The following is a 22,366-nucleotide window of genomic DNA, read 5'->3' on the forward strand; positions in this document are numbered from 1 at the left end:
TCAGCTCACCGCCAAACCGCTCAAAACATCAGATCGAGTAGCTCACTCCTGTGAGATCATGAATACGGTCAACGGCGATTCATGAAATTTTAAGAAAATGGCACAACAGCAGAAACCAACAGTCGTGATCACAGGTGCCTCTTCGGGAGTGGGCTTGTACGCCGCTAAAGCCCTTGCCAAAAGGGGATGGTATGTGGTAATGGCTTGCCGAGATTTAGATAAAGGCCAAAAAGCGGCTCAAACACTGGAAATACCGCAGGGGAGCTACACTCTAATTCAGATCGACCTGGGTTCCTTGCAGAGCGTTCGAGACTTTGTCAGGGTTTTCAGGGCGCGGGGCTTGACTCTGGACGCTTTGGTGTGCAACGCCGCTATCTATATGCCTTTATTAAAAGAGCCGTTGCGAAGCCCAGAAGGCTACGAGTTGACGATGACCACAAATCACCTGGGTCATTTCCTTTTGTGCAACCTGATGTTGGAGGATTTGAAAAAGTCCTCGTATCGCGATCGCAGGCTGGTGATTTTGGGAACGGTGACGCACAACCCGGATGAGTTGGGCGGGAAGATTCCACCGCAGCCCAACTTAGGCAATCTAGAAGGCTTTGCAGAGGGCTTTAAAGAGCCGATTTCCATGATCGACGGCAAGACGTTTGAACCCGTTAAGGCGTATAAGGACAGCAAAGTCTGCAATATTTTGACCATGCGGGAACTGCATCGGCGCTATCACGAGTCCACCGGCATCACCTTCAGTTCTCTCTACCCAGGATGTGTGGCAGATACGCCGCTATTTAGAAACCACTATCCTCTGTTCCAAAAAATCTTTCCGTGGTTCCAGAAAAATATCACTGGAGGATATGTGTCACAAGAATTGGCCGGTGAACGCGTGGCGCAAGTGGTTGCCGATCCAGAATACCGCCAATCCGGTGCCTATTGGAGTTGGGGCAATCGCCAGAAGAAAAATGGCAAGTCGTTTGTGCAACAAGTCTCTCCCCAAGCCCGCGATGATGAAAGAAGCGATCGCCTGTGGGATTTGAGTGCGCGGTTGGTTAGACCGATGTAACAGTAGTTGTAGGGGCGCAAGGCTTGCGCCCTCTGGAGTTCGGATTCCAGGATAGGCATCTGCTTACCTTCAGACCGCACATAAAAATTTTCGCAATTATTTTAGAAAATCTGACAGGACTTACGCCAAATACCTCTCAAACTCTTATTCCTCCGTGCTCTCTGTGCCTGGAGTGGTTCGATTTTCCGTTACCTGTGCGTAAGTCCTATCTGAGTCCGTCGTGACTATTCGGAAGCTGAAAATTTCTCTCTCAACTGTCGCAAAATAGGAATTTTTGTATATTGTTCAGAGCGTATGGTATCCCAATCTAATCCAGTTGGGCGTGGGTAGGTTGTATGGGTTTCAATCACTGCCTCTGGGGTGATAATCCAGTTGAGTGCCCAATCGTGAGCCTGCATCGGCAAACGCCCCTGTTTAACAATCTGCAAGGGATGCACCGTTGTCACAATCGGGGTATGGGGCTGCACCAACCCAAACTCTTGGAGCATGGCAAGTTCCAAGTCGGCAAATCCTGCCCCTTTGCCCGTTCGTCCTCCATTGTGCGTTACCGCCACACAACCCACCATCACTAAATCAATGGGTTGCATCTCCTCAAAACTGACCAATCGACCATAATTCAGTGCCTTGCGGGCGATCGCCGCGTCTTCCAGCGAGATATGGCGCTGCTGCAAATCCTCCCTCGTCAATTCCACAAAGCAGCGAGTATCAGTCAAACGGGGTACCGCCATGTAGAGACGTTTGCCATCTTGCAGAGCACGCAACCGGACGGGAATTTGCGGTGAATCTGGATTGCACTTAATGGCACAAGCATCCTGCCAAATGGGTAAAGCGGCTAGTCGTTCAGCCGCCTGCTGTACACCGATAAAATTGGGAATGTGACCACAGGGGTCACCAACCGCTACCCCCTGTTGTTGGAGTAGCGCCCAAATCTCAGCCCTCAATTCATCCTTATCGGGATGATAACCACTCCAATTGGTTTTAACCTGGTTAGACATTGATCACATCCATGGTTTGACTTGGCAATTTCTACTCAGCGCTATTTTCCTGGGTTTGTTACAAAATAATAAAGTGGTAGCGCCAGCTCTTGACATTTGTAACGCGCCACAGTCCCTCAATGAGTCGGTTCCCTATGCCTAACTTGGATGTCACCGTTAATCCTGAAGCGAAAAACCCTCAAAGCGTGCTTGACTCTCAGCAGAATTTATCATCATCAGCAGTCCTTACGCCTACCGATTCCTTTGTGTGGCGGCACATCGGCCCCAGTGCCGCTGAAATTGAACAAATGCTCAACCTTTTGGGGTTCTCCAATTTTGACGCTTTAATTGACCAAGCTGTCCCTGCCGCCATCCGTCTCAATCGACCCCTACAATTATCCGCCGCTCAAAGTGAGGATGCAGCATTAGCTCAGATTAAAGAAATTGCCTCTAAAAATCAAGTGTTTCGGTCGTTTATGGGCATGGGCTACCACGACTGCATCACCCCGCCTGTCATCCAGCGCAACATTCTGGAAAACCCAGGCTGGTACACGGCTTACACCCCTTATCAAGCTGAAATTGCACAAGGACGTCTAGAGGCACTCCTGAATTTTCAAACCATGATCATTGACTTGACGGGTTTGGAAATTGCCAATGCTTCCTTACTGGATGAAGGCACGGCCGCCGCCGAAGCGATGAGCATGAGTTATGGCTTGTGTAAAACCAAAGCCAATGCCTTTTTTGTCTCCAGTGCCTGCCATCCTCAGACGATTGAAGTGGTGCAAACCCGTGCTCAACCCCTGGGAATTGAGGTGATTGTCGGCAACCATCAAAGCTTCAAGTTTGAACAACCGATTTTTGGCGCACTCCTCCAGTATCCAGCCACAGATGGCACGATTTACGACTATCGGGTGTTTATCGAAAAGGCTCATGAAGTGGGTGCATTAGTCACGGTTGCTGCCGACCCCTTAAGCCTTACCCTCCTCACACCCCCTGGAGAATTTGGCGCGGATATCGCGGTAGGAAGCACGCAGCGCTTTGGTGTGCCTCTGGGATACGGGGGGCCTCATGCCGCCTACTTTGCCACGCGAGAAGCCTACAAACGGCAAGTTCCAGGGCGGATTGTGGGTGTCTCCAAAGATGCTCAAGGTAAGCCTGCATTGCGTTTAGCCCTGCAAACTCGTGAGCAACATATCCGCCGTGACAAAGCCACGAGTAATATCTGTACGGCGCAGGTACTACTGGCGGTGATGGCTTCAATGTATGCGGTTTATCACGGTTGTGAGGGAATTAAACGCATTGCCCAGAGGGTACATGGCTTAACGGCGATGCTGGCGGCAGGGTTGAAGCGACTGGGCTACAGACTTGGGTCAGAATTATTCTTTGATACGCTGCGGGTGGAATTGGGCATCCACAAGTTGGAAGAGATTTTAGCGGCGTCCCAGGCGCGTGGCATTAATCTGCGAGTTTTTGACACGACTGCGGTTGGCATTACTTTAAACGAAACCACCACAATTGAAGACTTACTCGATTTGTGGAAGATTTTCGCCGGTGTCGGGGTGCAAGGTCTTGCAGAACTGCCTTTTGGGGTGGAAGATGTCGCGAAGGGGGTCAATGTTGCGTTTGCAGAACCTTTTGCCCGTAAGAGCAGTTATTTAACCAACCCTGTCTTTAACCGCTATCACTCAGAAACGGAATTGTTGCGTTATCTGCATCGACTGCAAGCGAAGGATTTGTCGCTGACAACATCGATGATTCCCTTGGGTTCCTGCACGATGAAGCTGAACGCAACGGCTGAGATGATACCTGTAACTTGGTCGGAGTTTGGTAAGATTCACCCCTTTGCTCCCTTGTCGCAAACGGCTGGGTATCAGGTGTTATTCCAGCAGTTGGAGGCATGGTTGGCGGAAATTACCGGCTTTGCAGGCATTTCTCTCCAGCCGAATGCGGGTTCTCAGGGGGAGTATGCGGGACTTCAGGTGATTCGTCAGTACCATCAACAGCGAGGGGAAGGGCATCGTAAGATTTGTCTGATTCCAGAGTCGGCGCATGGTACCAATCCCGCGAGTGCCGTAATGTGTGGGATGAAGGTGGTACCTGTTAAATGTGATATCCAGGGAAATGTTGACCTGGATGACTTGAAGCGTCAAGCGGAAAAGTACAGTAAAGAACTTGCCGCCTTGATGGTCACTTATCCCTCGACTCACGGTGTGTTTGAGGAGTCGATTCGGGATATCTGCGAGATGGTTCATGCCCACGGGGGACAGGTTTACATGGATGGGGCGAATATGAACGCCCAAGTGGGTTTGTGCCGTCCGGGCGACATTGGGGCGGATGTCTGCCACTTGAATTTGCACAAAACCTTCTGTATTCCTCATGGAGGCGGGGGGCCAGGAATGGGGCCAATTGGGGTAATGGCGCATTTGGTGCCGTTCCTACCTGGGCATTCTGTTGTGGAGATAGGGGGGAAACAACGGATTGGGGCAATTTCTGCGGCACCTTGGGGAAGTGCAAGTATTCTGCCAATTTCTTGGATGTATATTGCCATGATGGGGGCAGAAGGATTGACGGCAGCGACGAAGGTGGCGATTTTGAATGCTAACTATATTGCCCGTCGGTTAGAAGCTTACTATCCGGTTTTGTATCAGGGGAAATCGGGGTTAGTGGCGCATGAATGTATCTTGGATTTGCGACAGTTGAAAAAGTCGGCTGGCATTGAAGTGGAGGATATTGCTAAGCGTTTGATGGATTATGGTTTCCATGCCCCAACCGTTTCATGGCCTGTGGCGGGGACGATGATGGTGGAACCGACTGAAAGCGAGTCGAAGGAAGAATTAGACCGTTTTTGTGAGGCGATGATTGCGATTCGTAAGGAAATTGAAGAGATTGAAGCGGGTAAGGTGGACGCTCAGGATAATGTGTTGAAGAATGCACCCCATACGGCAGAATTTTTGATGAGTTCGGAATGGAATCATCCTTATTCTCGCGAACAGGCGGCATATCCTGCACCTTGGACAAGGGAACACAAATTCTGGCCTACTGTGGGCAGGATTGATAATGCATTTGGCGATCGCAATTTAGTCTGTTCTTGTGTGGGAATGGAGGCGTATACGCAGGGGTAATTCACTCTGTCTCTGTAATGGCATAGGAATTCTGTAAGGGCACGACATTGTCGTGCCCTTACTTCAGTTAGGTATTGCTCAATCCTCATCCATCATCTGACGTAGTTCCTCTTTTGCTTCCTTCGCCAACTGGACACTATGAAGGCTTGCCAGTACTCCTCCTGCTGTTGTTAGGCTGGCTTCTGGTACTTTGTCTAAATAAAGAAGTCCAACACCGGATAAAGTCATGAGGGCAGATGCTGTGGTGATGGCAAGAGCGAGGTTATAGCTTTGACGAACTTGGCGCAATAATTCTCGCATAATTTCTTCTTTGATGTTGCTAGAGTCATTAATGCCTAGTCGATATCAACACAATAGTTTGAGAGCAGTACTGGGATTATTTCTAGAAGCGACGGGAAAATCCTTGCCAGAATACAGCAAGAGCGTATCAGCCAGTGCGATTTCGCGATTTCTCAATCAGTACAATTGGTCAACTCGTGCTGTGATTAAAGCTGTACGTAAATCAGTATTGGAACAAATCAACGCACACACAGGAGTTGGTCGCCGTCCAACTTTACAAGTCATACTTGATATGACAACTCTAGAGAAGACAGGCCAGTTTAAGGGACTAGGCAATCTGATTAGAGTTTACAACGGCAAACGAGGACTTCACCTAGTTGTACTTTACATTTCCCTTGGTCCCTGGCGATTACCTTATTGCTAAGGTTTTAAATATGAAACCAACGGATATCGTTGACCCTAAAGTAGCGGCAAAACTGCCATCCTCGCCAAATACGTTACCGAAAATCCCCACGTTATCTATTACAGCGCCCAAATTGAAGGCAAAAATCGTGCTGACCAATTTCTCTGGGATATCTGCACTCAATTAATCAACTATTACCCAGATGTAGGGACGGAATATAGTGTGCCCCTACCCGATAACGCTACGGAGGGGAGTTGGTTTCTGTCGCTGTTACTTCAGAAAATTAGCGATTCCCTAGAACCCAACCAACCGCTGATCATTGCCATTGATGCCCCAGATGCGATCGCTCCTAACAGCCAAGCCGCTAGCTCAAATTTGTTCTATCTTCCCCGATATTTGCCCCATTCCGTTATCGTCTCTATCATTCCCATTTTCGCGATTGGCTAAATCAGAGAATATCAAATCTGACCCCGTAACGCCTCCAATTCCTCCCGCAACGATAACGGCGCATATCCTAAATTAAACGCCTTTGCACTATCCAAAGAAACATCGGGAGGTCTTGACGCCGCCATTTTTACATCCGCTTGCCTGCAACCTTTCAACCCTTCACTCGGCAGTTCAAACACCTTTACTAATAAACGACCAAACTCATAACGCGACATCCGTTCTTTCCCACCTAAATGAATGCGTCCATTCACCTTCTCCAATGCCAATAAAAGACCCTTCGCTGCTGTGGTTCCACTAGCAGGAGTACGAAACTCATCGGTGAATAAACTTAGTTCTTTCCTCTCTCTCAACGTTTGAATAAATGGCTGCATGAAACTTTGAGCTGGAGGTGCAGCTACACCAAACATTAACGGCATCCGGCAAATAGCCGTCATCGGATAACGCTCTAACATCCCTTCCTCTGCCATGACTTTTTGTTCCCCATATAAGTTGACAGGAGACACGGAGTCCGTCTCTTTATAGGGAGGATTTAATCCATTAAAAACTAAGTCCGTTGAAGTAAAAGCACAAGGTATAGAATAATCCGCACAAAGCCCTGCAAGATTACACGATGCCGTTACATTAATCGCATGGGACTCCTCAGGATTACTTTGACAAACATTCGGGCTGGATTGCGCGGCTGTATGGATAACGGCATCTGGCTGAATTTCCTGAAAAATGCGCTTGAGTTCCTCAAAATCTATTAAGTCAACTTTCAGAAGAGTGATATCTGAAATCTCTACAGTGTGTGAAAAAGACGTGCCATAAATATCCCATTCTTGTTTGGCTAGCTGGCAAAGGTTCCATCCCAAAAAACCACTGGCACCTGTAACTAAGAGCTTTTTCATGGGTGAGTGCTACACAAATCAAGGTTACGATTAAACCACACAGGGTATTTGCACTTTATCAATAAAAATTAAAATACTATTATTGACTAGAAGCTAAAAAAATGCCTAGAGCCGAGCCTGAGAAATTGATTGTCGGGCACTGTGCTAAATTCTGACTTCGTTAAAATTTTCTAAGTATATCTATGGCGCTGTATTCCACACCGCCTATTTGTCTGGGAACACGATGACCAATCAGCCCAATCCTCCTCAGTCCAGTCCGCCGACCGATTATCCGAATGGTTCCAGTGACTATGGTACCGCCTTAAATCCTGTTGCTCTTGACTCCTCTTTGGCAGAAGTGACGCCACCTCAAGAGGCAAGTCCGTTGTCTATCCTGCCGCTATCGAATCGCAGCAACCAACCGAGTGTGACTCAAAATATGACCCCATCGCTGCTTCCGTTGATTACCTTCGTGGCGATCGCAATTCTGATTCTGGGGTTATCGATCAATAACTTCTGGATTGGCCTGTCGGGAGCGATTGTCACGTTGTTGCTGTCGCTACCCGTGATTTGGCCTCCTTTGAAGCGATCGCTCATTCAAACGCTATCTCCGGAAGAGCGATCGCAATTCGTGGCTGTCTTTGGAGTTATCGCTGCGATCGTGGGTTTAGCCTCCCTGACGGGTGTCACAAAACGTTTTGATCAAGTCCTCAAGAGCATTGACTCTGACTCCATTGGTTCGCTGGCTGAATGGATTGGAGCCTTAGGTCAAATCATGATTGCCGTCCTTGCCGTTTATATTGCATGGCGACAATATGTCATTTCTAAAGACCTAACCATTCAGCAAAACGTTATTACCCAACAGCAAACCATTGATGCTTACTTTCAGGGTGTCTGTGACTTAGCTTTAGATGACGAAGGCTTGCTAGAAGATTGGCCTCAAGAACGGGCATTTTCCGAAGGACGTACGGCTGCGATCTTGGGTAGTGTCGATCCCTTAGGTAAAGCAAAAGTTCTGCGGTTTTTGTCTCAATCTCGATTGTTAACGCCCCTGAAACGGGATACCCACTTAGGACGCCCGATCCTCGATGGAAACGGAGGTTACCAGGAAGATCGCGAAAAAGGGGTGCGCGTGATTGAGCTGAATATTATGTTAGCTGGAGCCGATTTGTCTGGGACAGACTTGCGCTGGACGGAATTGAGCGAGGCAAATATGGTAAGAGCCAATCTCAGCGGTTGTGATTTGGTCAAAGCAAACCTGTCACGAACGATTTTGTACGAAGCCAAGCTTTCGGGTGCGGATCTCAAGGGAGTTCGTCTGTTCTATGGCTCCCTGGAAACCGCCAGTCCGCGCAGCCGCAGTAAACGCCCCGACTACCACACGGGGGCACACACTGGCACGGTGGTGGAAAATGCTGATTTTACAGACGTGCAGCGGCTGGACGAACAAGAGCGCAAATACTGCTGTTACTGGTGTGGTGAGCGTTCTCGTAGGACGATTCCCGGTGGCTGTGACGGACTTCCTAATAAATTGGGTCGCTAGAGATTTTAAGGATTCGATACATCTATCTTTAGTATTATCGGCTTAAAATTTTCACAGGGCTTGCCGCTGAGCCTGTGATCACAAATCCCAATTCTTTACTATGAAAACCATAGAGCCGGGGGAAACAGAGGGTTTCAAAGTCAGGCTCAAGACCCAAACATGGGCGGAGGGGTTGATTTTCGTCATTGCCATGTGGCTGCTGAGCCGACTCGTCATCATCGTTGCGATGCAACTGCTTGCTCCCGTCAGTCACATTCCACCAGTCACTCATAGCGGCACCCTGCCCCTGGATTATACTCCCGGCTTCGTTCCCCAAAGTAGCTGGAACCTATTCGCTCACTGGGATGGAGCTTGGTATCGAAAAATTGCCACCCTAGGGTACGACTATGCCCCGGATGGAAAATACCACTCGATCGCCTTTTTTCCCCTGTTTCCCTTAGCCATCCGGGCGGTGATGAGCCTCAGCTTACCGTCTCAAGTCGCAGGCACATTGGTGAATAATCTAGCTTTGTTGGGTGCGCTGTGGCTGTTGTACCGTTGGGCGGAAGATCGCTATAGCGTTAGTGTGGCAAGGTGGGCAACAGCCGTGCTGGCTTGGTGTCCATTTTCCTTATATGGAACGGTTGTTTACTCGGAAGGATTATTTCTATTGGTCACAACCGCCGCTTTGCGATCGTTCGATCAGGGTCAGTATGCCAAGGCGGCTTTGTGGGGAGCACTGGCAACGGCCACTCGCTCAACAGGGGTGGCGCTGATTCCGGCCTTTGTGATCGCGGCCTGGAAGGAAAAAAGACCGACTATTGCCTACATTGCTGGTTTTGCGGCTATAGGTGGACTGCTCTTATTCAGTTTGTATTGTGCGATTGATTTTGCAGATCCATTAGCATTCGTACATGTACAGCAAGCCTGGAAATGGCAGCATCCGAATTGGTTGAGGGTATTGATCAAAGCTTTAAAGTTGGACGAGGAAAATTTACTGAGAGTCGTCACGTTTTGGGGTGGAGGTTATTTGTTATGGCACTTACGCACCAAACTTCCTCCTGTTGCTGTGGCCTATGGTTTTTGTTCTTTAGGGATCGTTTTAGCGACTGGCTCTCTCAGTTCCGTCAGCCGCTACGTTTACGGAATCGTATCGATCGCCTTAGGACTTGGCTGGTTGTTCGCCAGTCATCCCCGTTGGGGATACCTGACTCTAGGCTTATTCGCTGTTATGCTTGTACGCTTTGCTATTCTGTTTGCTTGGTGGTATTGGGTAGCCTAATGGCGCTCGCGCCTGAATTCATCCCAGCACGAGAAGCAGTGGGCGTTCTTGCTTGATATTCTGTAACTCAATACTGATTACCCGACTCCAAGGATAGATGAACTGTGCGCCCCAAGTATTCCCTAGTGATTCCCGTCTATAACGAGGAAAAGAGTATTGCGGAACTATACCGACGGTTAAGTGCGGTGATCGATCAACTAGGGGAACCGGTGGAAGTCATTTTAGTGAATGATGGTAGCCGCGATCGCACGCTTTCCCTGTTGCGAGAACTGCATGAGAAAGACCCGCGAATTTGCTACATTAGTCTCGCTCGTAACTTTGGTCATCAAATTGCTGTTACCGCCGGTCTCAATTTTGTGCGCGGTGATGCGATCGTGGTGATGGATGCCGACTTACAAGACCCACCCGAATTAATCCCGGTTCTTGTGGAAAAGTGGCAACAAGGTTACGAAGTTGTCTATGCCCAACGCACTCAGCGCAAAAAAGAAAGCTGGCTCAAGCGCCTCCCCGCCTATTTGTTTTATCGTATCCTGCGGCGTTTGGCAGATATCGAAATTCCCCTGGATACGGGGGATTTTTGTTTGATGGATCGCAAAGTGGTGGATGTCCTCAATTCCATGCCAGAACGCAACCGCTTCATTCGGGGACTGCGTTCCTGGGTGGGATTGCAGCAGACTTGCGTTTGCTTTGAACGTGACCCCCGCTTTGCGGGTGAAGTGCAGTACACGTTTCGCAAGTCCCTCTCCTTAGCGGCAATTGGTTTGATTTCCTTTTCTAGAGTGCCGTTACGTCTCTCAACTTACCTCGGCTTACTCGCGGCAGCGGCGGCAGTTCTGATGGCGATACTCGTGTTTTATTGGCGCATTGTTGCCCCATCTTCCCCCTTGACAGGATTGGCAACCATTATGATTGCCATGTTCTTTCTGGGTGCGGTGCAGTTGGTGAGTATTGGTATTTTGGGTGAGTATGTGGGGCGTATTTATGAAGAGGTAAAGGGCAGACCCCTGTATGTGTTATCGGAGGTGGGAGGGTTTGCTGAACCCCATTCTGCTTACAAAAATTGACCCAGTCTATCCCCTACCAATCCTGATAATTTGATGGGCTGAGGTAGGGGCACGGCATCTTTAAGTATTATGCTTTAACCGAGATGTGATATCGCTTGTTGGAGTTGCCAAACGGCTTGCTCAATTGGGTTCTCCCAACTGGTAATTCGCTCGTGTCTCAAGGGTAATCCCCCAGTGCAAGTCGCTTCAGCTAGCCAAGCTAGGCTTTTGCTTGGAGCATTACAACATTTACTTGGGAGTCAATACGCGCCATGCAATGAACATAGCAAAGGCTAAATACCCGAACACCGTTACCCAATCTTGCCAATGCTCGGAAAACATCAAAACGTTGTCACCCACAGGCACCCTCACGTTAGCGATTTCAATACCGCTATTCTAATTGCCAACTCAACTTTAGCTTTGGCTCATTTTAGGCAATTGGGTTCATAGCTTGTAGTCAATTGAACACTACCTTTGCAGGAAACTACAAATCAGCTCACCTGCACCATGAGCATCGAACCACACAAAGGTTCCATCTGGACGAACCCTAATGCGATCGCGACAATTGTATATCTCTACGGGCCTTTTAACCCCGTCAATACTCACGGCTGCCCTATACTCCCAATAATTCTTAGCACTGCGCTTAATACTCAGGATGCAAATGGAGTGGTTATGAGAATGGCGGCAAAAGGAAGCAAACGCCGGAAGTGGCGCTGCCAACCATAACGTCAGGAACAACACTAGGGCAATCAATTTCACGATGTCCAAAATTTGTCACCACTTTAAAAGATTACACGGCTGAAGCTGCGATCGCAGCTTCAGCCGCCTTCGGTGGTTGATTGAACCCTAGACTCCCAAGCCATCTGAACAACTCCTGATCCGATCACACCTTGTGATTGGCAAGGCCGAGAATCTCGTGAAGAATAGTTAAATGGTTGTTGGTTTTCCTTTATGTCCGGTTCCCACGAGCAAACTCAGCTCATGACTGAAGCGTCGGTATTACAAGCCCTGCAACAGTTGATTGAAGTCGTTGCCCAGTTGCGATCGCCTGAGGGGGGTTGTCCCTGGGATTTGGAGCAAACGCCCCAAACGCTGATACCTTACGTGATTGAGGAAGCCTATGAAGTTGTTGATGCGATTCGCAGTGAGGATAAAGACGCGATCGCAGAAGAACTAGGAGACTTACTATTGCAAGTCGTCCTCCAAGCCCAAATTGCCAGTGAAACCGATCAATTTACCCTCAAAGAAGTCGCTCAAGGCATTACCCAAAAGCTGATCCGGCGTCATCCCCATGTGTTCGCAGATGTGAAAGTCCGAAATGCTGAAGAAGTCAATCAAAACTGGGAGCAAATCAAAGCAGCAGAAAAAGGAGAAACAACAGGGGATGCTCATCTCCTCAGTCGCAAACTGACTCGCTATGCCCGAACCCTACCTCCCTTAATGGGAGGGATGAAAATCTCGCAAAAAGCAGCAGCGGCTGGCTTTGAGTGGGAGAACGTTGAGGGCGTGTGGGACAAGTTTAACGAAGAATTAGCGGAATTCAAAGAGGCACTTGAGCACAAAGATCAAGCTGAACAGGAGGCAGAACTCGGAGATTTACTCTTTACCCTGATTAATATTGCGCGTTGGTACGACCTCGACCCTTCAGAAGCGTTGCACGGAACTAATGATCGCTTTATTCAACGCTTATCGAAAATGGAATCTGTTGCAGACCGACCTCTTTCGGATTATACCTTGGATGAGTTGGAAACTCTCTGGCAGCAGGCTAAAGCCAGACTTGCTAAGGAGCGTTAATTGCACTCAACGTTAGTGAGAAAGTTCGCAAAAAAACTCCCGTTAAACCCTATAGATTCTAACGGGAGTATCTATCTATTTGTCCCCTACCTATTTAATAAATCACCTATCAAGATTAAATAAATCCTATTTCTGATTCACTATGATTCGAGCTTATTCTCATTTAATCAGAAATTAAACTGGGAGAAGTCAGAACAAAAACATCCCTTGTCCCTTGCTGCTCTACTTGGGGCTTAACAGGAGTCGTAAAATGTAGGAATTCATGGTCATTGACTAAGAGCAATTCCCCTGGATTCAGCACTTTTTTAAACACAGGCTTTGCCTTTCTCTGTAGATAGAGATGGGTTTCTCCACCCTGAATATTGTCTCTATCTACTGAGAATATACCGATAAAATCCGTCCCATCCCGATGAATTCCTTCAGGTGCTGGATTGCCAAAATTCGTTGGCAAACAGGTTATCCTGATTTGATGAACTCCAATTTCAGCTTCTGGATGAAGTTTACAAGAATCAGTGAAGGCTAAAACCAGTTTCTGAAATTCCTCTAGCTTAATCAGAGCATCTTCGAGTTCTTCAAACTCTCTCTTCAGATTGCCCATTAATGGGTTATATTCCTTACTTTGCAAAAAGTAGCCATGAGGAAGCTTGACTAACTCATTCCCCGATACAGTAAATCGAGAAAATCTTCTGAAGCGATACTGACCTTTGATATAGGGGTCAACCGGAAGATTGGTAAAAAATTGCTTAATCCTATCCAGTTTTATAGAGTTTACCTTTTTCAGCGTAAACAAAAAGGCATACTCTAATTTTGTCAATCCTGATATGGTTTGCATGGTTTTTTCACCCTTATACCCCGATCCCCGTATGGGTTTCTCCTTAAAGGGGTTTATATCCTCAGTATAGAACAAAAAAATTATAGTGTTGCCTAATAGACTACAGAAATTCCTGGAATATGGTATATTGCTTTCTTTTAGCAGGCGAAATGGAAGTAGACGAAGCTTCCACCCAAAAAGAACTCTTCCAGGACTGAAACTAGAGCTAAGCTTCAGTCCGTATCGCTTTTACCAATCCCTGACAAGCTCGAAGGAAGATACCAACGTCTACGCCTAGGGCAATATACTGAATGCCAGCATCAATCCACTGCTTGGCTGCTTCCGGATTGTCGGCAAAGGTGCCAACGACTTTTCCCGCGCTGCGAATGGTATCAATACATTGGTGCATCAGGTCAATCACACGGGAATCACGCACCTGACCGGGAATACCTAGGGATTGCGACAAATCGTAGGGGCCGAGAAAAATCACATCAATGTGAGGGACACTGACAATCTCTGCCAGATTCTCTACCCCCCGTATGCCTTCAACGTGAATGATTACCAGGGATTCTGCGTTGAGTTTGTCTGTAATTTGCGCCCCTGCTGCCGTGTAAACGCCAGCGCGAGTGTAAAAAGAAAGACCTCGCGAACCGAGGGGATTGAACTTGGCACTCTTGACGCAAGATACGGCATCTGTGTGGGTTTCAATTTGTGGTACTTGCACGCCTGCACTCCCGATATCGAGCGCACGCTGAATTTGCCAAGAGTCATTCTTCCCGACACGCACGACGGGGGAAATGCCCACGCTATCGGCGGCACGGCAGAGGTCTTCCGCAACCAAGGGGTGAAGGGGGCCATGTTCCAGATCGATAACCACAAAGTCAAAACCTGCATGTCCACAGATTTCCACAAATCCCGGATAAGAACAGTTAACAAACAGACCGAGTACAACTTCACCTTGCTGGAGTTTGCGTTTCAGTTGGTTTTCGCGAATCATTGATGTCGTTGCTTTAGGGGGTGCAATTCAAAGTATCTCTCGTGGGGCTGGTCTGAGAACTTCTGATTGCGAAACAATGACGTTAGGGTAGTCAACGGTGACCTTAGGAGTAAGAGCCTGTATTGATGAGCATCAGAAGAATTTGGCTGCTGTTGAAAATAACATTTTCTCAGTGGAGACAAGATCAAGCCTCCGTGATGGCAGCCGCGCTAGCCTATTACACGGTGTTTTCTCTAGCACCACTATTGATTATTGTGATTGCAATTGCAGGAGCCGTATTTGGTGAACAAGCGGCAAAAGGTGAGCTCGTGATGCAAATGCAAGGACTGATTGGCAAAGATGGTGCTCAACTCATCCAGACGGCGATTGAAAATGCCAGTCAGCTCGATCCCAGTCAAGGCCCTATCCCCACCCTGATCAATATCATCCTCCTGCTTTCCGGCGCAAGTGTGATTTTTGGTCAACTTCAACAGTCACTGAACCGAATTTGGAAGGTGGAACCGAAACCAGGAAATGGCATCATCGACTTCGTTCGCCAACGCTTGTTATCGTTCTCGATGGTTCTGGTGATTGCGTTTTTACTGCTCGTGTCGTTAGTGATCAGTACAATCCTGGTGATTTCAGGTAATTATTTGAGGGACTTAGTACCCGGTTTTACCTACTTATGGCACTTGCTCAACTTTTTCGTCTCATTGGGCATTGTCACACTGCTGTTTGCAATGATGTTTAAAATTTTGCCCGATGCCAAAATTGCCTGGAAGGATGTTTGGATGGGTGCTGCGCTCACCGCCCTGCTATTTGATATCGGTAAGTTTCTGCTGGGGTTATATTTGGGTAAAACAAGTTTGGCTTCCGCTTATGGTGCGGCTGGCTCTTTAGTGATTATCCTGACCTGGGTTTTTTATTCCGCTCAGATTTTGTTTTTGGGTGCCGAATTTACCCAGGTTTATGTTAGAAGTGGCGGACAAGAAATTGCTCCGGCTGAGTATGCCATGCGTGTCCCTCAGACTTCTTGTGAGGAAGCCGATTAGCTTAATAATCCTTTTTTCTGTATCTCAGTCCAGGTTAACTCGCTTTCTATATAAGTTTTAGCCAGGGTGAGGAGCTGATCAAGGTATTTATTTCCTTCAAGTTCGGTCATCATGGTGTGGGGGATATCTAGCTTTTTATCAAAGCAGTAATACCAGGATTTAGGTTGATAAGTCAGTACGGATTCAAATAACTCCTGGTGTTCGTGCAGGTTAGTGGCTTGGTCGCTGGCACTGGAAACAATTAACATCGGTGTGGCAGGAGTAGTTTTAGCGCGATCAAGAATCTCTTGTCCCATATCTAAAAAAATCCTCGCGGCAGGGATAGGAAAACCCTCATAACCAAAATTTCCTGGGTTGTCTTTGTTCAGCCACTCATAGTAAAACGGAAGAGTTTCTACCAGCCAATCCACAAGTTTGTTCATACCGCTCAAGTAGGGAGCAAAGAGCAGGGTTTTTTCAATATGCTGAGGATATTCTTGAGCCAACCAAGCCGCCAAGGTACCGCCAGTGGAATATCCTCCAACTATCAATTGTTTCCCTAGAGATTTAGCTTGATGTAACCACTCCAGCACAAATTGTTTATAGACTTGGGCGTCTTCTGCTAAGGGAGGGGGATTATCTCCCTTCCAATCTCCTGCAATTCCATGACCGGGTTGCAATGGAACGATGACATTGTAGCCGGATTGGAATAAGGCTTCTCCTAGTGGCTCAAACTGGTAGGGGCCAGCGGTAAAACCGTGAAAAAAAAGGAAAACTTTTGCAGGCATATGGGGTTGCAAAAAGAATTTTGAACGGCAATTTTCATTACGAAGTGGCAAAGCGTCTTCGCGAGTTTTAGCTTGTTCAATCATCAGGGCTGTTGTGCTGGAGTAGTCAAACATATAGGGATTAGTTTTGAATTACTCCTTAACTATTGGCTTATTTGGGATGACGAATAAAACTATCTTTTGTGGTATAATTTTTACCCTTGTCCGTGATAGGCAGACTTTTTCAGGCTGATGGTGTTGGGCGATCGCATGACTTTTCTCACAGACTCGCTGAACCTAAGTACACCCCGAAAACCTGAAGGCTGATTTACCCACTCTCTCCCCCTCATTTTTCAGAGCCGTCTAAGCTCTAAATATAGAGATTTGTTACCTCCACTCTCTGAAGGCATGATGCAGATTTTGATTTGGCGCATGGACTTGCCCTGACTGATAAATCCAGGGACTTGTGACCAATTGAACAAGGGATCAAAGATTTCCCTGCATCCTCTTGAGTTAAGGTCAAACGCCTTCAAGAGTCTACAAATAGGCACTTGACGCGATCGCCAAGGTCTTTTTTGCAAATTCTCCCTGCAACTTAGCCTTGTACTATACCTTTGTTTTGTACGATAAGTTGATAGAGCAGATACGAGAATCTGCCTAACCAGGGGCAATGCCCTAGGGGATAGCTATGGTCAAAAATGCACGAGGCGGGGCAAACACTTTTCCCACTCTTTCAAAAAACAAGGGTGGGAGATTGGGGAACCGAGCTTTAGTGAAGGGGAGGGGGAGAAATTCTAATCATGTTTCTTTCATCAATAACGGGTGCGTAAACGGGTGCGTAAGCGCTCCTGAACCACTCTCAAGAGAATCCGATTAACGATAGGTGAGCCGGTCATTAGAGAAAATCCGGCGACCCCAATCATCGGTGCCGTACAAACTCGATAATGCCTGGATACAGCCTAAAAACCTATTAATGAATATTACGACTTCCGTACTGGCTAGCTTACTACAAGCCATGCCCCAACTGCGGCAACAAGTATATTTCAAGACTTCTCTGACCGCCCTCTCCCATGCCATGGAAGATCAAGTTTTGGCAGGCTCAGATCAGCCTTTAGTAATTGCTAACTTTCAAAGAGAGCGATTTTACCGTCAGGAAGCACACCGATATCGACGAATTGCCGAACGGACTTCTCAATTGTATGTACTAGCGGCACCGGAGACGGACTTTAAAAATAGCTCGGATGTATACGAAACTGTAGCCTTCGACCCAGAAGATGGCCTGAGTCAAGAATGGCATTTAGTGGTGATTGGGCAGCATTATGCCAATTGCCTGATTTGTCGGGAACGACTCGCGCAGGTTGCTGAGAGTCCGAACTCGGAGATGGACACCTCCCGACGCTTTGAGGGAATCTGGACATTTGACCGAATGGTCAGCCAGAAAGCGGCTGAGTTACTCTTGAATCGCATTGAAGTATACCGACCTGAACTGGCGGCAAAACTAGCAGAGGCCAATTTCAGGTACTTAGGGGATTTTTCCCGGCGTGACTCGGCGGCACAATCTTTCTCAGAATCTCTCAATCCTGACCCCTTTGTCCAGCGCTTGGTCACTTACTTGCAGGCAGGTCAGTACAAATTGCTCAAAGCCTATCGTTCCATCTCGGCTCAAGAACAGAAAGAACGACTGGTCAATTCAATTACGGCAGCCATTCGGCGCAGTCTGAATCCCACGGAAATTCTGGAAGTTGCTGTGCAGGAGTTGGGACAAGCTTTGGGGTCTTGTCGGTGTGTGATTTACTGCTGCAAGGCAACGGATGGGACTACCACCATTAGCCATGAGTTCTTAAAGCCGAGGCAGGGTGAGGTACAGCTTGCTCCCACACGAGGACAGAGTTGGCCCTTACAAGATAATGGCCTATTTCAGGAGGTTGTACAGCATCAGGAACCGGTTTATGTCGAAAATACTCAAGACGATCCTCGCTTAAATCAGGCTAAACCCTCACGCTCAACGCTGCCTGAACGAAGAACGGTGAAGTCCAAAGGAAATAAGCGCCCTTTGCCAAGCATCTCTTTAAAAGATCTGATGCAGCAGTTTTCGATTCGCTCTGTGCTGATGGTGCCGATGCTGTATCAGGGTCAGTTGTTGGGCATGGTGGAGTTGCACCATTGTGGAGAACAGCCTTATCGATGGCAAGAGGATGAATTGGCACTGGTGGAAGCAATCGCCACTCAAGTGGGTGTTGCTCTGATTCAAGCCCAAGCCTACGCCAACCTTGAAGATTTGAATCAACAACTCGAAGCGCTTGACCGTACTCGCAGCAACTTAGTGGCGATCACCGGTCACGAACTACGCACCCCCCTTTCTACCATCCAGGTCTGCCTAGAAAGTCTCGCCAGCGAGCCGGATATGCCATCAGAGTTGCGTCAGATTATGCTTAACACCGCTTTGACCGATGCTGAACGGATGCGGAAACTGATTCAAGATTTCCTCACCCTCTCGCGTTTAGAAAGTGGTCGCGTGCAATGGCACCCAGAACCTCTCTCGTTGCAAGAATGTGTGGAACTAGCTCTGAGTAATATCCGTGCTCGTCGGTCGGTGAGTGAACTCCCCCAAATCACCGTCCAAGTGCCAGAAGACCTGCCTCTGGTTCGTGCTGATGGCGAGTGGCTGGTAGAAGCCTTAGCCAAACTGCTAGACAATGCCTGCAAATTTACCAGTCCGCAAGGGGAAGTGATCATTGGCACCCAGACTAACGGGGGTGCCATGCTAGAGGTCACTGTAGCCGATACGGGGCGAGGGATTGAACCCAACCGTCTAGAAGATGTCTTCGATCGCTTCTATCAGGAAGAAGGTGCCCTGCGACGCACGGCTGGCGGCACAGGTTTGGGATTAGCAATTTGTCGTCAAATTGTCAAGGGATGGGGCGGTAAAATTTGGGCAGACTCAGCAGGTAAAGATCAGGGAAGTCAGTTTCACTTCACCGTGCCGATTAGCAGTCGTCCCCCAGAACCTCAGTCAAAAACAGAAAGAGGATTATGGTCGAAAAGTTAGTCATAGGGATTGGGTAATGGGGAACCGATGACCCCTGACTCAAGAACTCCGTAGATGAGCGAACTGTTACAGTTCTTGACAGAGTCGCTAGCCTTGCACAACCTCGGTGATAGCATTCCCTAGATGCTCTATGTAACGTTGAGAAAATAACTATGGCAGAAGAACTTACTGGACAACCTCCCATATTTGGCGGCAGCACCGGCGGCTTGCTGACCAAGGCTCAAGTAGAAGAAAAATATGCCATTACCTGGACTAGCCCCAAAAAGCAAGTCTTTGAAATGCCGACAGGTGGGGCAGCCATCATGAACGAAGGCGACAACTTGCTGTACCTTGCTCGCAAGGAATACTGCATTGCTTTAGGCGGTCAGCAACTGCGGGCAAAATTCAAAATCAACAACTATAAGATTTACCGAATTTTCCCCAATGGTGAAATCCAGTATATCCATCCGGCAGATGGCGTCTTCCCCGAAAAGGTCAACCAAGGACGTCCCTATGTCGGTACAAATGATCGCAATATTGGTCGCAATCCAGAACCCGCTACCCTCAAATTCAGTGGCAAAAAGCCCTTTGAGGTCTAGATGAATCGGTTGTTTGGCGTAGCCATTGCCGTTTGCGTAGCTTTGTTCTTGTAACGCGTAGCCTCGATAGAAGGTTGCAAGTTACAGGTTAGAAGGTTGCAGGTTGAAGCGTAGAAGGTTGTAACTTCTAAGTTAGAAGGTTATAGGTGAGAGCTTATAACCTTTAACATTTGACCGTTCAACCGTCAAGATTCAACCTGGCAACTTTTCATCCTTCAACACCTAAAAACCTTCAACCTGTTTCCTAGGCGAACCTTCAACTCTATAAAAAGCATGATTTTCCCGGATTTCTCGCAGTTTTGTGCACTGGCAAAGCAGGGTAATTTTGTGCCGGTTTACCAGGAGTGGGTAGCGGACTTAGAAACGCCAGTGTCAGCTTGGTATAAGGTCTGTGCGGGTCAGCCTTACAGCTTTCTGCTGGAATCGGTAGAAGGCGGGGAGAATATAGGACGATACAGTTTCTTAGGGTGTGACCCTTTGTGGGTATTGGAAGCCAGAGGTGATGAGTCCGAAGCCGATGCGCCTATGGCGTACCGCACAACTCAGACGCATCGCGATGCTTCGGTTCAGGTGTTTGATGGTGACCCATTCGAGACTTTAGCCAATTGCCTAAAACCTTATAAGCCCGTTAAGTTACCTCAACTCCCGCCGGGGATTGGCGGATTGTTCGGGTTTTGGGGTTACGAACTGATTCGTGCTTGTGAATCGCGTGTCCCCGTTTATCCATCCCAGGAAGACGACTTGCCCGATGGACTGTGGATGCAGGTGGATAACCTGATTATTTTCGATCAAGTTAAGCGCAAGATTTGGGCGATCGCCTATGCAGATTTGCGGGATGCAAATGTTGATTTATCAGCCGCGTATCAACAAGCTGGCGATCGCGTGCGTGCCTTGGTCAGCAAACTTCAGCTACCTCTGAATGCAGCAGACACGATTTTAGAATGGACACCCCCAGATAGCGCGACCCAGAAACTATCCTATACAAGCAACACAGAACCCTCGCACTTCTGCGCGAATGTCCAAAAAGCCAAAGATTACATCAAAGCAGGAGATATCTTTCAGGTCGTCCTCTCCCAACGCCTCTCGGCAGAATACAGCGGCGACCCCTTTGCACTGTACCGCTCTCTGCGGCTGATTAATCCTTCGCCTTACATGGCCTATTTCAACTTTAGGGATTGGCAAATCATTGGCTCTAGCCCAGAAGTGATGGTTAAGGCCACCAAGTCACCCCAAGGGAGAAGCATTGCCACCCTGCGACCCATTGCCGGAACTCGACGCCGGGGTCAGACACATCAAGAAGATGAAGCCCTAGCACAAGATTTGCTGCAAGACCCCAAAGAAATTGCCGAGCACGTCATGTTGGTTGACCTCGGTCGTAATGATTTGGGTCGCGCCTGTAAGAAGGGTACGGTAAAAGTTGATGAATTAATGCTGATCGAGCGCTACTCCCACGTTATGCACATTGTCAGCAACGTGGTGGGCGAACTCGATGAGGATAAAACCGCTTGGGATTTGCTCAAAGCCTGTTTCCCGGCAGGGACTGTCAGCGGAGCTCCGAAGATTCGGGCGATGGAAATTATTCACGAACTCGAACCCGAACGGCGTGGCCCTTATTCGGGTGCCTATGGCTATTACGATTTTGAGGGACAACTCAATAGTGCGATCGCAATTCGCACCATGGTAGTTCGCCCTCAAGAGTCGGGTAAGCATATCGTGTCTGTTCAAGCCGGTGCCGGTTTGGTGGCTGACTCCGAGCCAGAGAAGGAATACGAAGAAACCCTCAACAAAGCCAGAGGGCTATTAGAGGCCATTCGTTGTCTGCCAAGGTAAGATATCCAACTTATGGGTTAGGTCATGCGCTAGTTTCCCAAACCCGTCACGTCTTTGATTCCTGACATCCTCATGCTGGCGTACTTAAGGTTTTCTGGTTCTTTCTCTGGGGGCTGAACCTTTCCTTTTCTCAAAGTTAGGGTGCATTAACGAAGTGTAATGCACCCATCAAAAGAAGTAATTGTGCAAATCGCTATCCTATCAGGTCAATTCCTGGTTCTACTCCACCAGAAGCAACTTGCGGTTCTTCCTTAACCCGCCGAATTGGAAGATTAGCAATTAACGCCGTTACCCTTTGATTGCTCTCTAAGGCAATTTCCAATCCCTCGGTTTCAATTTCAACGTAACGAGAGACAACTTCCAAAATTTCATTCCGCATCTTTTCTATCATCTGCGGAGTAAGGTCAGCGCGATCATGGGCAATAACCAGTTGCAGGCGGCGTTTAACTTCCGCCCGACTGTTGCTGGCACTCGTCCAGGGAAAGAGTCGTTCTAGAAGGTCGCTAATCATGGGGCTTGTCGGGGGGGGTGA

Annotated in this window: 20 protein-coding genes and 1 pseudogene; 13 read left to right on the plus strand and 8 right to left on the minus strand. The window is 48.1% G+C overall.

The features are described 5' to 3' along the window. Positions 1 to 97 precede the first annotated feature (97 nt). Positions 98 to 1,060, plus strand: coding sequence for a protochlorophyllide reductase (locus NDI48_17140; protein MEP0832899.1), 963 nt, complete (start codon positions 98 to 100; stop codon positions 1,058 to 1,060). A 224-nt stretch (positions 1,061 to 1,284) separates the two neighbouring features. Here NDI48_17140 and NDI48_17145 read toward each other — a convergent pair whose 3' ends face one another. After that, positions 1,285 to 2,055 (minus strand): 5-formyltetrahydrofolate cyclo-ligase, encoded by a 771-nt coding sequence (locus NDI48_17145; protein ID MEP0832900.1) that lies wholly within the window; start codon positions 2,053 to 2,055, stop codon positions 1,285 to 1,287. A gap of 119 nt (positions 2,056 to 2,174) precedes the next feature. On the opposite strand from NDI48_17145, the gene gcvP reads away from it, so the two are divergent. Next, on the plus strand, positions 2,175 to 5,156 hold the full coding sequence (gene gcvP / locus NDI48_17150) for an aminomethyl-transferring glycine dehydrogenase (protein MEP0832901.1): 2,982 nt from the start codon (positions 2,175 to 2,177) through the stop codon (positions 5,154 to 5,156). Between the two features lie 78 nt (positions 5,157 to 5,234). Here gcvP and NDI48_17155 read toward each other — a convergent pair whose 3' ends face one another. Further along, entirely contained in the window at positions 5,235 to 5,456 is a 222-nt protein-coding gene (locus NDI48_17155) for a hypothetical protein (protein ID MEP0832902.1), read from the minus strand. A 28-nt stretch (positions 5,457 to 5,484) separates the two neighbouring features. Here NDI48_17155 and NDI48_17160 point away from each other — a divergent pair. The 3 genes and pseudogenes from NDI48_17160 (at position 5,485) to NDI48_17170 (ending at position 6,285) form a co-directional block, all read left to right on the plus strand. Further along, positions 5,485 to 5,853 (plus strand): annotated as a pseudogene (locus NDI48_17160) (IS701 family transposase). A 16-nt stretch (positions 5,854 to 5,869) separates the two neighbouring features. Continuing rightward, complete coding sequence (locus NDI48_17165; protein ID MEP0832903.1) at positions 5,870 to 6,025, plus strand: hypothetical protein; 156 nt, start codon at positions 5,870 to 5,872, stop codon at positions 6,023 to 6,025. 35 nt (positions 6,026 to 6,060) lie between these two features. Next, complete coding sequence (locus NDI48_17170) at positions 6,061 to 6,285, plus strand: hypothetical protein (GenBank protein ID MEP0832904.1); 225 nt, start codon at positions 6,061 to 6,063, stop codon at positions 6,283 to 6,285. A gap of 11 nt (positions 6,286 to 6,296) precedes the next feature. Here the strand turns inward: NDI48_17170 and NDI48_17175 are convergent, their stop codons facing one another. Beyond that, positions 6,297 to 7,172 (minus strand): NAD(P)-dependent oxidoreductase, encoded by an 876-nt coding sequence (locus NDI48_17175; protein MEP0832905.1) that lies wholly within the window; start codon positions 7,170 to 7,172, stop codon positions 6,297 to 6,299. Between the two features lie 223 nt (positions 7,173 to 7,395). On the opposite strand from NDI48_17175, the gene NDI48_17180 reads away from it, so the two are divergent. The 3 genes from NDI48_17180 (at position 7,396) to NDI48_17190 (ending at position 11,019) form a co-directional block, all read left to right on the plus strand. Beyond that, positions 7,396 to 8,694 (plus strand): pentapeptide repeat-containing protein, encoded by a 1,299-nt coding sequence (locus tag NDI48_17180; GenBank protein ID MEP0832906.1) that lies wholly within the window; start codon positions 7,396 to 7,398, stop codon positions 8,692 to 8,694. A gap of 100 nt (positions 8,695 to 8,794) precedes the next feature. Continuing rightward, entirely contained in the window at positions 8,795 to 9,955 is a 1,161-nt protein-coding gene (locus tag NDI48_17185; GenBank protein MEP0832907.1) for a hypothetical protein, read from the plus strand. Positions 9,956 to 10,059: 104 nt separating this feature from the next. Further along, positions 10,060 to 11,019, plus strand: a complete 960-nt coding sequence (locus tag NDI48_17190; protein MEP0832908.1) for a glycosyltransferase family 2 protein — start codon at positions 10,060 to 10,062, stop codon at positions 11,017 to 11,019. A gap of 447 nt (positions 11,020 to 11,466) precedes the next feature. Here the strand turns inward: NDI48_17190 and NDI48_17195 are convergent, their stop codons facing one another. Further along, a complete protein-coding gene (locus NDI48_17195; protein MEP0832909.1) occupies positions 11,467 to 11,760 on the minus strand; it encodes a hypothetical protein in 294 nt (97 codons plus the stop codon). A gap of 189 nt (positions 11,761 to 11,949) precedes the next feature. Here NDI48_17195 and mazG point away from each other — a divergent pair, with 189 nt between their 5' ends. Then, on the plus strand, positions 11,950 to 12,792 hold the full coding sequence (mazG, locus tag NDI48_17200; protein ID MEP0832910.1) for a nucleoside triphosphate pyrophosphohydrolase: 843 nt from the start codon (positions 11,950 to 11,952) through the stop codon (positions 12,790 to 12,792). Positions 12,793 to 12,955: 163 nt separating this feature from the next. Here mazG and NDI48_17205 read toward each other — a convergent pair whose 3' ends face one another. Further along, positions 12,956 to 13,624, minus strand: a complete 669-nt coding sequence (locus NDI48_17205) for a 2OG-Fe dioxygenase family protein (protein MEP0832911.1) — start codon at positions 13,622 to 13,624, stop codon at positions 12,956 to 12,958. 205 nt (positions 13,625 to 13,829) lie between these two features. Further along, positions 13,830 to 14,597, minus strand: a complete 768-nt coding sequence (locus tag NDI48_17210) for an aldolase/citrate lyase family protein (GenBank protein MEP0832912.1) — start codon at positions 14,595 to 14,597, stop codon at positions 13,830 to 13,832. 128 nt (positions 14,598 to 14,725) lie between these two features. Here NDI48_17210 and NDI48_17215 point away from each other — a divergent pair, with 128 nt between their 5' ends. Further along, positions 14,726 to 15,631, plus strand: coding sequence for a YihY/virulence factor BrkB family protein (locus NDI48_17215; protein ID MEP0832913.1), 906 nt, complete (start codon positions 14,726 to 14,728; stop codon positions 15,629 to 15,631). On the opposite strand, the gene NDI48_17220 is transcribed toward NDI48_17215, so the two are convergent. Then, on the minus strand, positions 15,628 to 16,512 hold the full coding sequence (locus tag NDI48_17220; protein ID MEP0832914.1) for an alpha/beta hydrolase: 885 nt from the start codon (positions 16,510 to 16,512) through the stop codon (positions 15,628 to 15,630). The two genes, NDI48_17215 and NDI48_17220, sit on opposite strands and share 4 nt — an antisense overlap. Before the next feature lie 838 nt (positions 16,513 to 17,350). Here NDI48_17220 and NDI48_17225 point away from each other — a divergent pair. From NDI48_17225 to trpE, 3 genes are all read left to right on the plus strand, one after another. Then, positions 17,351 to 19,426, plus strand: coding sequence for an ATP-binding protein (locus tag NDI48_17225; GenBank protein MEP0832915.1), 2,076 nt, complete (start codon positions 17,351 to 17,353; stop codon positions 19,424 to 19,426). A 152-nt stretch (positions 19,427 to 19,578) separates the two neighbouring features. Beyond that, positions 19,579 to 20,004, plus strand: a complete 426-nt coding sequence (locus NDI48_17230; GenBank protein ID MEP0832916.1) for a photosystem I reaction center subunit II — start codon at positions 19,579 to 19,581, stop codon at positions 20,002 to 20,004. Positions 20,005 to 20,277: 273 nt separating this feature from the next. Then, entirely contained in the window at positions 20,278 to 21,834 is a 1,557-nt protein-coding gene (trpE, locus tag NDI48_17235) for an anthranilate synthase component I (protein ID MEP0832917.1), read from the plus strand. 193 nt (positions 21,835 to 22,027) lie between these two features. Here trpE and minE read toward each other — a convergent pair whose 3' ends face one another. Continuing rightward, on the minus strand, positions 22,028 to 22,345 hold the full coding sequence (gene minE, locus NDI48_17240) for a cell division topological specificity factor MinE (GenBank protein MEP0832918.1): 318 nt from the start codon (positions 22,343 to 22,345) through the stop codon (positions 22,028 to 22,030). Between the last annotated feature and the right edge of the window lie 21 nt (positions 22,346 to 22,366).

Origin of the sequence: Microcoleus sp. AS-A8, from assembly GCA_039962225.1 — a bacterium.
GTDB lineage: Bacteria > Cyanobacteriota > Cyanobacteriia > Cyanobacteriales > Coleofasciculaceae > Allocoleopsis.